At 73.4% G+C, this 11925-nt stretch carries 15 protein-coding genes and 1 pseudogene; 6 read left to right on the top strand and 10 right to left on the bottom strand.

What is annotated here, in order from left to right; translation table 11 throughout:
• Positions 1-3 precede the first annotated feature (3 nt).
• Both AB0J67_RS08125 and AB0J67_RS08120 read left to right on the top strand, forming a co-directional pair.
• Complete coding sequence (locus AB0J67_RS08125) at positions 4-597, top strand: antibiotic biosynthesis monooxygenase (protein WP_363477863.1); 594 nt, start codon at positions 4-6, stop codon at positions 595-597.
• Positions 598-701: 104 nt separating this feature from the next.
• Complete coding sequence (locus tag AB0J67_RS08120; protein ID WP_363477860.1) at positions 702-932, top strand: hypothetical protein; 231 nt, start codon at positions 702-704, stop codon at positions 930-932.
• 111 nt (positions 933-1043) lie between these two features.
• On the opposite strand, the gene AB0J67_RS08115 is transcribed toward AB0J67_RS08120, so the two are convergent.
• The gene (locus tag AB0J67_RS08115) at positions 1044-2057 is read right to left on the bottom strand and encodes an FAD-dependent monooxygenase (protein WP_363477858.1); all 1014 of its coding nucleotides are present in this window, start codon (positions 2055-2057) and stop codon (positions 1044-1046) included.
• A 40-nt stretch (positions 2058-2097) separates the two neighbouring features.
• On the opposite strand from AB0J67_RS08115, the gene AB0J67_RS08110 reads away from it, so the two are divergent.
• Entirely contained in the window at positions 2098-2901 is an 804-nt protein-coding gene (locus tag AB0J67_RS08110; protein ID WP_363477855.1) for a TetR/AcrR family transcriptional regulator, read from the top strand.
• A 21-nt stretch (positions 2902-2922) separates the two neighbouring features.
• Here the strand turns inward: AB0J67_RS08110 and AB0J67_RS08105 are convergent, their stop codons facing one another.
• The 4 genes from AB0J67_RS08105 to AB0J67_RS08090 form a co-directional block, all read right to left on the bottom strand.
• Entirely contained in the window at positions 2923-3930 is a 1008-nt protein-coding gene (locus AB0J67_RS08105) for a hypothetical protein (RefSeq protein WP_363477852.1), read from the bottom strand.
• A gap of 111 nt (positions 3931-4041) precedes the next feature.
• On the bottom strand, positions 4042-4644 hold the full coding sequence (locus AB0J67_RS08100; protein ID WP_363477849.1) for a hypothetical protein: 603 nt from the start codon (positions 4642-4644) through the stop codon (positions 4042-4044).
• A 36-nt stretch (positions 4645-4680) separates the two neighbouring features.
• Positions 4681-4872: a hypothetical protein gene (locus AB0J67_RS08095; RefSeq protein ID WP_363477846.1), complete on the bottom strand. Its 192-nt coding sequence runs from the start codon at positions 4870-4872 to the stop codon at positions 4681-4683.
• 33 nt (positions 4873-4905) lie between these two features.
• Positions 4906-6120 carry an MFS transporter gene (locus AB0J67_RS08090; RefSeq protein ID WP_363477843.1) on the bottom strand — a complete coding sequence of 405 codons (1215 nt, stop codon included), beginning with the start codon at positions 6118-6120 and terminating at the stop codon, positions 4906-4908.
• A 159-nt stretch (positions 6121-6279) separates the two neighbouring features.
• On the opposite strand from AB0J67_RS08090, the gene AB0J67_RS08085 reads away from it, so the two are divergent.
• Positions 6280-6786, top strand: a complete 507-nt coding sequence (locus AB0J67_RS08085; RefSeq protein ID WP_363477840.1) for an alpha/beta hydrolase — start codon at positions 6280-6282, stop codon at positions 6784-6786.
• 57 nt (positions 6787-6843) lie between these two features.
• Here AB0J67_RS08085 and AB0J67_RS08080 read toward each other — a convergent pair whose 3' ends face one another.
• The 3 genes from AB0J67_RS08080 to AB0J67_RS08070 are packed head-to-tail and all read right to left on the bottom strand — an operon-like array spanning position 6844 to position 9736.
• Complete coding sequence (locus AB0J67_RS08080; protein ID WP_363477837.1) at positions 6844-7446, bottom strand: helix-turn-helix domain-containing protein; 603 nt, start codon at positions 7444-7446, stop codon at positions 6844-6846.
• Entirely contained in the window at positions 7446-8249 is an 804-nt protein-coding gene (locus tag AB0J67_RS08075) for a fatty acid desaturase (RefSeq protein WP_363477833.1), read from the bottom strand. Before AB0J67_RS08075 ends, AB0J67_RS08080 begins: the two co-directional genes overlap by 1 nt.
• Positions 8246-9736, bottom strand: a complete 1491-nt coding sequence (locus AB0J67_RS08070; protein WP_363477830.1) for an NAD(P)/FAD-dependent oxidoreductase — start codon at positions 9734-9736, stop codon at positions 8246-8248. The genes AB0J67_RS08075 and AB0J67_RS08070 overlap by 4 nt, the downstream gene beginning before the upstream one ends.
• 330 nt (positions 9737-10066) lie before the next feature.
• Between AB0J67_RS08070 and AB0J67_RS08065 the strand changes: the two genes are divergently transcribed.
• A complete protein-coding gene (locus tag AB0J67_RS08065; RefSeq protein WP_363477827.1) occupies positions 10067-10405 on the top strand; it encodes a DUF3817 domain-containing protein in 339 nt (112 codons plus the stop codon).
• A gap of 7 nt (positions 10406-10412) precedes the next feature.
• Here AB0J67_RS08065 and AB0J67_RS08060 read toward each other — a convergent pair whose 3' ends face one another.
• Entirely contained in the window at positions 10413-10643 is a 231-nt protein-coding gene (locus AB0J67_RS08060; RefSeq protein ID WP_363477968.1) for a hypothetical protein, read from the bottom strand.
• A gap of 103 nt (positions 10644-10746) precedes the next feature.
• Positions 10747-11007, bottom strand: a pseudogene (locus AB0J67_RS08055) (TMEM175 family protein); the annotation flags it as partial.
• A gap of 204 nt (positions 11008-11211) precedes the next feature.
• Between AB0J67_RS08055 and AB0J67_RS08050 the strand changes: the two are divergent.
• A complete protein-coding gene (locus AB0J67_RS08050) occupies positions 11212-11895 on the top strand; it encodes a YoaK family protein (protein ID WP_363477824.1) in 684 nt (227 codons plus the stop codon).
• The last annotated feature ends 30 nt before the right edge of the window (positions 11896-11925 follow it).

The raw sequence follows: 11925 nt of genomic DNA, 5'->3' as shown, positions 1-11925 counted from the left end.
CCGGTGACCGACGTCGCGGCGACCGAAGGTCCGGTGCCCGACGACGAACCCGTGTCCGTGCTGTTCACCTGGCGGGTCATGCCGGGCCGCGAGGCCGACTTCGAGCGGTGGCTGGAGGAGATCAACCAGGTCTCGTCGCGGTTCCCGGGCCACCGGGGCGTCACCTGGCTGCGCCCGGCCGCCGGCACGCCCGAGCCGGAGCGGCGCTACCACTGCGTGCTGCGCTTCGACAACGGGCGCAACCTCAGCCGCTGGCTCACCTCCCCCGAGCGGGAGGTGACCGTCCGGCACCTGGCCGGCATCGCCATGGAGTCCGAGCCGCGCGAGACCACGACCGGCATGGAGACCTGGTTCAGCCTGCCCGGCCGCCCGGTCCTGCCGCCGCCGCGGTGGAAGATGGCGCTGGTGTCGTTCTGCGGCGTCTACCCGCTGGTGCTGATCTTCAACCTGCTCGGCGCCGAGCACCTCGGCGAGCTGCCGCTGCCGTACCTGCTGCGCGCCGCGATCATCCCGCTGCTGCTGTCGGTCCTGCTGACCTACCTGGTCATGCCCCTGCTCAGCCGCCTGCTCGGCGACTTCCTCTACCACCGCTCGTGACGGAGAAGCACCTGCACCACCGGACGCGTCCCGGCATGGTCCGCGCTCGCCCCGTTTCAGGCGGGCCGCACGGGGTAGGTGCGAGCCGATGGAGGGAGCACGATATGAGCTGGGCCGACATGTCGCCTCGGAAGGACGTCTCACGGCACGCCGGTGCGGCTGAGCAGGGGCACGTCGACTTCGACAGCGACTTCGCGGACCTGCGCCACCGGGCTCGGCATCTCATCGCCGAGATCGTGCGGCTGTCCCGCCAGCTGGCCGACCTGCAGAAGACGATCAGGTCCCGGCCGGGGCACGCCGGCAGGTCCCGGGACGGTGCGTCCGCGACCGAGTAGCACCGATGCGGCGGACGGGTGATCGGTGTGGTCGCCGCCGCCGGAGACCGTGGGCACGTGGGGAAGGGCACCCGCTACGACGCACAGCGTCCGGCAGGTGCCCTTCCTGCGTCAGGCGTACGCCGGGAGGGTGATCGCGTCGGCTTTGGCGGCCTGCTTCGCCATCAGGCCGGCCAGCGGGCGGCGGGTCATCATGCGGGTGCTCAGGTCGCGCAGGGCGATCGCCCAGCGGGAGTCGGGCAGCATGCCGCGCACGCCGCCGGGCGGCAGCTGCTGGCACTGCTTGACGTAGGGGCGCATCAGCCGCTCGTAGGCCGCGAACGCGGCGGGGTGGTCGCCGCCGGCGCGGGCCAGCTCGCCCGCCAGCAGGTACGCGCCCACCAGCGACATGCTGGTGCCCAGGCCGGACAGCGGGGACGCGCAGTAGCCCGCGTCGCCCAGCAGCGCGACCCGACCGGCGGTCCAGCGCGGCATGTGCACCTGGCCGACGACGTCGAAGTAGAAGTCGGGCGCGTCGCGCATCGCGTCGAGCATCAACGGCACCCGCCAGCCCGCACCCGCGAACACCTCGGCGAGCAGCCGCTGCTGGCCGTCGACGTCGCGCGGGTCGGCCGTGCCCGGCCGGGCGCGGAAGGACAGCATCGCCTTGGCCGTGCGGCCGTCCTCGGGCCGGATCCCGGCGCAGCGCCCGCCCGGGATGCCGTGCATCAGGAACCAGTGCGGGTCCAGGTCGGGCTGCGCGGGCATGGTGAAGTACGCCGTGTACGCGCCCAGCCGCCGGATGAACCGCGCCTCGGGGCCGAACGCGAGCGCGCGCACGCCCGAGTGGATGCCGTCGGCACCGACGACCAGGTCGTAGCGCGCGGTGTGCCCGCTGCGGAACGCGACCCGCACGCCGTCGTCGCCGTCGGTCAGCGCCGTGATCCGGTCGCCGAAGCGGTACTCGACGTCGCCGCGGGTGGCCTCGACCAGAATGTGCGCGAGGTCGCCGCGCAGGATCTCGTACTCGGCGACGATCCCCTCGCCGCCGAACAGGGTGGCGGGCATCTCCGACGTGCGCCGCCCGGCGGCGTCGACCCAGGCGAAGCCCTCCTCGTGGACCCGGTCGCGGACCACGGCGGGCATGATGCCCATCTGCTCGCAGACGTCGCGGGCGACGCCGCGGATGTCGACGAAGGTGCTGGCCGCGCTGCGTACCGAGGGACTGGTCGTCGCGGTGCGCGGAGTCGGCACCGTCGTCGCGGACCGGGCCCGGCCCGCCGCACCGGCCCCGCCCACCCGGCGGGAGCGCCGCCCCCGGGCCGAGCCCACCGACACCAGCCGTGACCAGGTGGTACGCCACGCGCTCGCGCTCGCCGACACCGAGGGCCTCGACGCGGTCTCCATGCGCCGCCTGGCCGCCGAGCACGGGCTGCCCACGATGGCGCTCTACCGCTACGTCCGCGGCAAGGACGACCTGGTCCGGTTGATGGTCGACGCGGCGTTCGCGGAGTCGCCGCTGCCCTCGACGCCGCCGCGCGAGGTCCGCGCGCAGCTGGAGCTGGCCGCCCGCCAGCTGTGGGCGATCTTCGGCCGGCATCCCTGGCTCGCCCCGGCCATGTCGATCACCCGGCCGGAGATCGCCCCGCACGGCATGCGCTACACCGAGTTCGTGCTCGCCGCGCTCGCCCCGCTCGGCCTGTCGGTGACCGAGATGATGCACGTCAACCTGAGCCTGTTCGCCTTCGTACGCGGCCTGGCCATGGGCTTCGAGACCGAGGCGCAGGCCGCCCAGCACACCGGCCTGACCAGCGACGAGTGGATGGCGCGCCAGGGCGAGCTGTTCGGCGGCGTCATCGGCTCGGGTCGCTTCCCGATGGTCGCCCGCATCGCCGAGATCGACGACTTCGACCTCAGCCTCGACGCCGTCTTCGAGTACGGCCTCCCCCGCCTGCTCGCGGGCCTGCTGCACGGAACGGCGCCCTCCTGACGAGGACGCCGTTCCGCGAGCTCAGGACGTGTACGGGTGGTGCGTGTACGTCCGCGACAGCGCGCCGGGGACGGTGAAATACTCCACCGCCACCTTCGCCGGGTCGGTGGCGAGCTGGCCGCGGCCGGGCAGGTCGTTGCCGTCGTCCCAGCCCCACGGCGCGTTGGCCGAGTTCGTGGTGCAGTCGTAGGTGCCCGCGCCGCAGTCGCCCGAGTCGTCCCCGGCGAACGTGCCCAGGCTCGCGAACAGGCCGGTGTCGGCCCGCTGCGCCCACAGCCCGCCCGCGGCGTGGATGTCGATCAGCTGGTAGCGCACGTCGCGGTCGTTGCCGCTGCTCGGCGTCTCGGCCGTGGTCGACGGGTAGTAGATGATGCCGTCGCCGTTGATGTCGTACTGCGGGTGGGCCTTGAGGCCGTGGCCCTTGGCCTCCTGCGCGGTGACCGGGTGCGCGAAGCCGTCGTGCGGCGAGGCCTGCAGCCGCAGCGTCCCGTCGACGCTCTCCCGGCCGCTGGTCCAGGTGCTGCCGGCCGGGGTGTACGAGAAGAAGTCGGCGTGCGCCACGGTGATCGCCGCCCGCAGCACGCCGTGGTCGGAGCCGTCGCGCTCGACGACGAGCAGCACGCCCTCGCCGTCGTTCTCGTGCTCGGTCTCGAAGAACGGGTGGTCGGTCCAGTCCCGCGGGTGGAAGAACAAGTACGTCAGGTACCAGTGGGTGCCCGTCTCCACCACCGAGTAGTAGGCGTGCGCCGCGAACGAGACCCCGGCCTGGCCCGCCCGATCCCAGTTGTTGCGCCCGTTGAGGTCGCCGTCGAAGTCCACCCTCGTGATGTAGTCGGCTCTGCCGCTCAGCGCGTGGCTGCCGGTCGTGTCGACGTCCTGGTAGTGGATCGGCGCCCAGCGCAGCGCGAGCTGGGCATGGGTGACGGCCGCCCCCGCCGGTGACGGCACGGCGAGCCCCGCCACGGTGAGCCCCGCCGCCAGCACGGCCACCACCAGGGATCGCCCGGTGACCCTGAACCTGTCGAGCATGTACCGCTCCTTCCATCGATGGATGGAGATACTAAGCGGTAACATGACTCCGGGACATGGCCGCGACGCGAATGATCCGTGGCCGCCACGCGACGGGTTCGCCGCGCCCGGTCACCACCAGAGGCGGGCGGCGATACGGGCGACCGACCACGCCGAGTAGAGCAGCACCGCGATGCCGCCGACGGCGAGCAGGTGGCCGATGACCGAGGTGACCACGGCCAGGGGGCCGCGCTCGACCGTCGAGATCCGCCGCAGCCCGGCGTGGTAGCGCACCCTGATCGAGGTCCCGATCGGACCCGGGTCGTGCACGCCGGCGTAGACCTTCCGGTGGAACGACGTCTGCCCGTCCAGCGTCCGGCCGGTGACCCGGACGTCCCACCGATCGCCGCCCTCGCCGTCGGCGGTGTGGTGCTTGTCCACGATCCTCGCCGGCACGATCTCGGCCCCCAGGACCGCCCACCAGTGGCGCACGTACGCCCGCACCGCCGCGAAAGCGGCCCAGCCGAGCAGCAACAGGCACGCGGACAGGGCAGCGGTCGCCACGATCCGGTCCTGCGCCACCTTGACGGGACCGGGCTCGCCGTCGGGCCACCGCAGCATGCCGAGATAGCACACGATCAGGAGCAGCACGGCCCCGACCGCTCCCGCGATCCGGCGCCAGAGTCCCGACAGTGTCTTCTCGCGCAGGCGCTCACGGTCGTCGTCCACATTCATGTGGACATGTTTCTATGCCGTGTCAACCTCCCGGGTTCAGAAGCTCGATCCGGACCCGGAGTCACCGCCGGACCCGCCGCCGAACGTGTCCGAGTGGTGCGAGCCGGACGAGCCGTCGCTGAACCCCTCCGGCGAGCGGTCACCCGACCGCAGGTTCGCCCAGACGATGAAGGTGACCCAGGCCAGGAAGCCGCCGGGAATCACCACGCACCAGAGCGCGTCGCCCACGTTCTCGATCTCCTCGGGTCGGGAGTGGACAGTCTAGGCGGGCTCGGCGACAGCCGGGCCCGGCACCGGCAGCCAGCGCGCCGCCAGCAGGCCGACCACCAGCATCGGCACCGCGCACAGCGCGGCCAGCGGGCCGATGCCCAGCCACAGCGAGCCGACACCGAACCCGCCGTAGACGGCCAGCGCGCCCAGCTCCGCGCCGAACCCGGCCACCGACAGCACCGTCGCCCGGGTGCGCCCGCTCATTGCGCCCTGCAGCGCCGCCTCGGTCAGCACCCGGGTCAGCTGCAGCAGCCCGAAGCAGATCGCGAGCGGCACCAGGCCCCACAGCCCCCCGGCCAGCGCGCCGACGGCCAGGCACACCCCGGCCGCGGCGATGGTCGCGCCGACCGCCGCGGGCGTGGCCCGCCAGCGTTCGGCGAGCGCGCTGCCGATCGCCATCGCCGCGATCATCGCCGCGATGACCAGCGGCACCCCTGCCGTGGCCACACCGAGGTCGCGGACCAGCAGCGGGCCGTACTCGTCCAGCGCGCTCAGGCTCGGCACGGCGGCGGCGATCAGCACCACGTGCCACACCCGGCGGTCGGCGCGCACCTCGGCGACACCGCTGCGCAGCGTGTGCAGGTACGCCCGCAACCCGGCGTGCTCGTGCACCTCGCCGGCACGCGGCCGCTCGGGCAGCGCCAGCGCCGCCGCCGCGCTGCCCAGGCAGGCGAGCACGCTCGCGGCCGCGACCAGACCGTACCCGCCGACCGCGTAGGCGGGCGCGGCCAGCGCGCTCGCCGCCAGCATGGACAGCATCGCCACGGTCGCCGCCCGGCCGGCCAGCGCCGTGTAGCGGGCCTGCGCCCCGATCGCGCGCAGCTCGTCGTAGAGCAGCGCCTCCTTGGTACCGGAGCTGATGGCGCTGCGGACGCCCCACAGCACGAACCCGATCGCGAAGCCCGGATAGGTCGGCCACAGGAACCACACCGCGAACCCGACGCCGCGCAGCACCGCGCCGCAGGCCAGCAGCCTGCGGCGGGAGAAGGTGTCCGCCCAGGCGCCGGAGGGCACCTCCAGCGCGAACGCGACCCCACCCCAGATCATCAGCAGCGTGGTCAGCTCGGCCGTGGACAAGCCCGCATCGGTCATCAGCAGCGTGGCCAGCGGGAAGAACAGCACGCCCTCGTCGCAGCCGCGCAGCAGCGCGTAGAGCCGGCCGAGCCGCCGCACCCGCGGCTCTGCCGCCGCCCCGTAGACCGCCATCCGCTCACCCTGCCGCACCCCGCGGGGCCGGCACAATGCGACGGATCACCCCGCGCACGCCACCACCGTGTCCATTTGAGCCGGTCGTCTCCCGCGCTACCCGCCTCGTACGCATCGAGGGGGGCGGCGGGACCTCCGGGAGTGGGCCAGGATGGCCACATGCGAATCTCCATCGGAGACGTCCGGCTCTTCTTCGACGTGGACGGCAGCGCGCTGCGGCCCGACGGCGACGCGATGGCGGTCCGGCCGACGCTGGTGCTGCTGCACGGCGGTCCGGGCGCGGACCACAGCCTGGTCAAGCCGGAGTGCGCGGCGGCCGCCTGGCGGGAACACTGCCTGCCGCTCTACGGCACGCAGGCGGCGTCCGGTGACCTGGCGGTACGCGTCGCCCGCGCCCGGATGAACGACGACGTGCGCGACCACTTCCGACGAGGCGGGTGCGGTCCCGCCGAGCTGGGCCCGTACGGGTCCGAGGTCACCTGCCCGGTGTTGGTCCTGTCCGGGGAGCACGACCCGGTGTCGCCCGCCGAGGCGGCCCGGCGGCTGCCGGACGCGCTGCCCAACGCCCGCGTCGAGGTGCATGTGCTGCCCGGGGTCGGCCACGGTGTGCTGCGCCAGGCACCGGCCGAAGGCCTCGCCCTGGTGCGTGCGTTCCTCGCGCGGTGATGACTCACCCGTGCCACTGCCCAGGCTGTCGCCGCGAGCCGATGGCCGTGGACCGGGTCAGGACTCGGACAGCAGGCCGAGCCGCCACATGTCGACCAGCGGCGCGAACCGCTCCGCCGCGTCGAACAGGGCGTCCGGGCCGAGCCGGTGCGCCTCCAGGTGGGACAGCATCTCCATGCCGAGGTAGAGCGCGACCGCGGCGGTGGCGACCTCGCGCACCGGGATCACCTCGGCCAGCGGCGTGCCCGCGAGCAGGCGTTCGATGATCCCGGTGGCGAAGTCCTGCCACTGCGCGGTCTGGACCTTCACCTGCTCGGCCAGCCGCGCGTTCGCGTTCGCGGCGGCGACCAGCTCCTGCACCGCGGCGATGTACCCGGCGGAGCCGTCCTCGTCGTAGAGACGGCGCAGCGCGGCCAGCGTCTGGGCCGCCGTGGCGACCTCGGCGAGCTCGGCCCGGTAGCGGGCCAGCCGGGCCTCGCTGGTGTACTGCGCGGTCGCCGTGAACAGGTCGTCCATGTCGGCGAAGTGGTAGTAGATGACGCCCGGCGCGAACCCGCCGGTCTTGGCGACGGCGCGGGCGGTGCAGCGGCCGTACCCCTCCTGGGCGAGGGTGCGTACGGCTGCCTGCAGCACCCGCGCCCGGGTGTCGGCACGGGGCATCAGATGACCCGGATCGGGCGTACGCCGGCCGCGGCCAGGTGCGGGTCGAGGCGGCGGGCCAGCTCGGGCAGCCGGTGGCTGGGGATCTGCGGGTACAGGTGGTGCTCCAGGTGGTAGGTCAGCTCGAGGAAGATCGCGGGGATGACCCGCCCGCGCAGCGTACGCGTCTGCGTGAGCGGCTCGTCGCCGTAATCGTGGTGCGGCAGGTACACGGTGAGCAAGGGGTAGACCCAACTGCCCACGATCGCCATCACCGCGTACGCCAGCAGCGCCGGGGTGACCGGCCACAGCAGCACACCCCCGGTGACCGCCGCGATCGGCGCCACGGCCTCGGCCAGCAGCCACGCCCGTAGCGCCCGGTCGTCGCGCGCCCGCCGCCACGACCACCACCACAGCCGGACCAGGAACACCGGCCCGTAGACCACCGCACCGAGCAGCGACAGCTCCGCCGGGTAGCCCTCCGGGTCCTCGTCGCTGGGGAACAGGCGGTGGTGCTGCAGGTGGGTGGACCGGTAGGCGTGGCCGCTCTCCAGCAGCACGAGTCCCATCAGGAACAGCGCCCAGTCGGACTGGCGGGCGGTGAGCCCGAGCGCCCGGTGCACCACGTCGTGGGTCACCGTCACCACGGCCACGAAGATCCCGAAGACGACCAGCGGCGTCAGCCACCACCACCCCGCCCAGGCGACGAGGGCGAAGACCAGGATTCCCGCGTACGGCCGCAGCAGCGCGACCCGGGTCCGCCAGGGCGAGACGGCGAGCAGGTCGGCCCCGACCTCGCCGAGGCTGGGCAGCCCACTTCTCATGACCGCACACCCCCGTGGGTGCGGGCATGGCGGCGGACGTCGTCGGCGACGAGGCGGCTGCCCAGCACGCAGGCGACCGTGCCCAGCCCCGGCCAGGTCGAGTCGCCGACCAGCCAGAACCCGCGCCGGCCCGAGCGGTGCGGCACGGCGGACTGGTTGGCGTTGCGCAGCGTCTGGCGCACCCCGCCGACCGCCCCGCCCGGCCGCCACGTGAACCGCTCGTAGCTGCGCGGCGTGCCGACCTGGCAGACCACGGCCCGCTCGCCGAGCCGCGGATACACCCGCCGGGCGTACCCGAGCAGGCGCTCGCCGATCTCGCGCTTGCGCTCGGCGTACTCCCCCTCGGACAGCCCCCGCCAGCTCGCCAGCTCGGTATGGGTGGAGATCATGACGGCGCGGTGACCGGGCGGGGCGCTGACCGTGTCGCCCGGTGCCGAGACCGACACGAACATGTTGTTGCCCTCGCCCAGCGGCCGGGCGTAGTCCTGCATCAGCTGGTGGTGGGTGAACTCCTGCCCGGCGACCTCGTCCTCGGGCACGCCGAGGAACACCACCACCGCCCCGCCGAGGTCGGGCTCGTCACGCTCCAGGTACGGGCGCAGCCGGTGGGCGACCGGCGTGCCCGCGGCCACCTCGGCGGTGACCGGCGCGGGCAGCGCGCTGACCACAACCCCGGCCTCGACCGAACCGCGCGCGGTGTGCACGGTGAACGCGCCGTCGTGCCCGGTGACCCGCCGCACCCGGCACCCGGTGCGCAGGTCGCCGCCGAGCTCGCGGTAGCGGGCCACGACCGCGCGCCAGAACCCGTGCATGCCGCCGCGGTGGCGGGACAGGCCCGCGCCGCGGATGGTCACCCCGAGCGCGGCGTTGATCAGCGGTGCCCGGTCGACGGTGCTGTGCACGGTGTCCTCGACCAGCATGCCGAGCAGCGCGACGAGCGGGTCCTGGTCGCGCAGGCCGTGCGCGCGCAGCGCGTCGCCCATGGTGCGGCCGAGGTGGCGCACCAGCGGCAGGTGCCGCAGCCCCACCGCCCGCAGGTCGTGCAGGGCGTCGGCGGGGGTGCGCACCGGCAGCCGGATGCCGGACCGGCTGGCCGCCCAGAACACCTCGGCGATCCGGTCCAGCTCGGCCCAGAACCGCCGGTGTGCCCGGGTGTCGCCGAGGGCGCGCAGCCGCTCGGCGTGCCAGCGGTGCTGCTCGCGGTGCAGGGTGACGACCCGGTCGGGCAGCCAGGCCACGTAGCCGGGCAGGTGCTCGGCGTCGAGATCGGGCATGCCGGCGGTGGTCAGCAGCTCGGCGCCGACGCCGCCGGGGGCGAAGTCGACCAGGGTGGTGGCGCCGACGTCGAAGGAGAAGCCGCGGTGCCGGAAGTAGCCGGCGCAGCCGCCGGCGTGCCCGTGCGCCTCGAACACGATCGTGGACAGCCCTGCGGCCTGCAGCCGCAGCGCGGTGGCGAGGCCTGCGAGGCCTCCGCCGAGCACCGCCACGTCACGGCGTCCCGGCAGCTCCCGCGTCCGGGAGACCGCCGGCGTGCGCGGAGACCCTACGGGTGCAACGTGATTCTGAACATCTGTTCTGAACACATGTTCAAAGTAGAGCGGCGACAACATCGAGTCAATCCCATGCCCCGATCGCCCAAGATCGTCCGACTTGCCAGGCAGATGGGCGTATCTTCAGGTTCCTTTCGCACATCTGCCAGGCAACTTCGTGGATCATGGCCTAGGGTTGCGGCGGTCACAGGCGCGTGGCGAGGCCCGAAACGGGCTCCCGCGGGGGCCTATGATCACTCCGTCACCGCCGACCGCCCGGGAGAATCCATGTCGAGCACCGCAGGCCGCTGGTTCCGCTACGCCGCCATCGCCGAGACGATCTCGTGGGTCGGCCTGCTCATCGGCATGTTCTTCAAGTACATCGTGGTGAAGAACGACCTCGGCGTGTTCGTCTTCGGCCGGGTGCACGGCGCGATGTTCGTGTTCTACCTCGCCACCATGCTGTGGACGGCGAAGGTGCACCGGTGGAGCTTCGGCCGCCTGGTCGTGGGCGGCGCCGCGTCGATCCCGCCGTTCCTGGGCCTGCTGTTCGAGCGCTGGGTCGCCAAGCGCACGCCCGCCGCCGCGCCCGCCGAAGCCGAGCCGGCCGTCGCCGCGGCCCGCTGAGCCCCGCTCACTCCAGCACCTCCGCGCCCTCCGGGGCGTGGCGCTGCATGTAGATGCCGAACGGGATCGGGAAGAGCCAGATCAGCACCGCGACGATGCTGCTGGCGAACGCCACCGGGATGGACACCGCGAACGCCACCACCGGGGACAGCGACATGATCGAGCCCCAGCGCATCACCTCCGGGGTGACGTGCACCCGCAGCAGCCTCGCCTTCCAGGCGTAGCGCAGCAGCACCACCTCCAGGCCGCTGACGATGCCCGCGGCGACCGCGTACGCGCTCAGGGCCAGCGGGTTGCCGAAGTAGTCGGCCGAGCAGCGCGGTCGGGAACGGCAGGAACGCGATGAAGGCCAGGTACACCAGGTTGCGGATGATGAGCGGGTAGTCCACCCCGCGCAGCACGCTGAACATCTGATGGTGCGCCACCCAGTAGCGGCCGATCAGCGTGAACGAGACGAAGAAGCCGACGAAGTTCGGCACCAGCTCGTCCAGCCGGGCCGCCAGCTCCTTCGTGCTCGTCTCCTCGACCAGGTGCGGCACGGTGACCTCGACGATGAGCAGCGTCATCGCGATCGAGAACAGGCCGTCGCTGAACGCGGTCACCCGGCCGAACTCCACGGTGTCGCGTCCCCAGACGCGCCTGGAGCTGTTCCGGGCCACCACACCACCCTACGGCGGACGACCGGCGCGAGCAGGCGGAATCCAGGACAGAACGGGCCGGGCGAGCGGCGGTCCGCGAGTCGGCCGGAGTTGCCCGGCGGCCGCCCCGACCCGGGGGATCATGGCCAGGCAGGGTGATCGGGGGACGTGTTGACGGACGACGCGGGCGGAGCGCGGCTGACCGCACGGTCGCTGCGGCTGATCGCGTTGCTGACCATGGCCGCGGGCTTCCTCGACGCGTACACCTTCCTGGGCCGGGGCGGGGTGTTCGCCACCGCGCAGACCGGCAACGTCGTGCTGCTCGGCGTGACCGCGGCGCAGTCGGACTGGGCCGCCGCGCTGCGCCACGTGCCGCCGATCGCGGCGTTCATCGTCGGGGTGTGGGTCGCCGAGACCATCCAGCTGCCCCGCGTCGCGGCGGTGCTGCGACGGCCCGCCCGTGCCGCGCTGCTGCTGGAGATCCTGGTGCTGGTCGCGGTCGGCCTGCTGCCGCCGGCCACGCCGGACGACCTGGTCGCCGTGCTGATCGCGTTCGTGGCCTCGGTGCAGATCACCTGCTTCGGCCTCATCGGCCGGTGGACGTTCAACACGACGGTCACCACGACGAACCTGCGCAACGCCGCGCAGGCCGCGTACGGCGCCGTCGTGCGCCACGACCGGGAGGCGGCCGCCCGGGCGCGCAGCCTGTGGCCCGCCATCGCGTCGTTCGCCGCCGGGGCGGTGCTGGGCGGGCTGGCCACGGTCCGCCTCGGTGACGCCGCGGTATGGGTGGCGACCGCGCTGCTGACCATGGGCCTGGCCCTGTTCCTGATCGACGACCACCGCCGCTGAGCGGTGCCGATCCTGGCCCTGCCGAGCCCA

The organism is Catellatospora sp. NPDC049609, assembly GCF_040675365.1.
GTDB lineage: Bacteria > Actinomycetota > Actinomycetes > Mycobacteriales > Micromonosporaceae > Catellatospora.
Note: the sequence above shows the minus strand (reverse complement) of the source record. Positions and strands in the feature narration are given on the sequence as shown.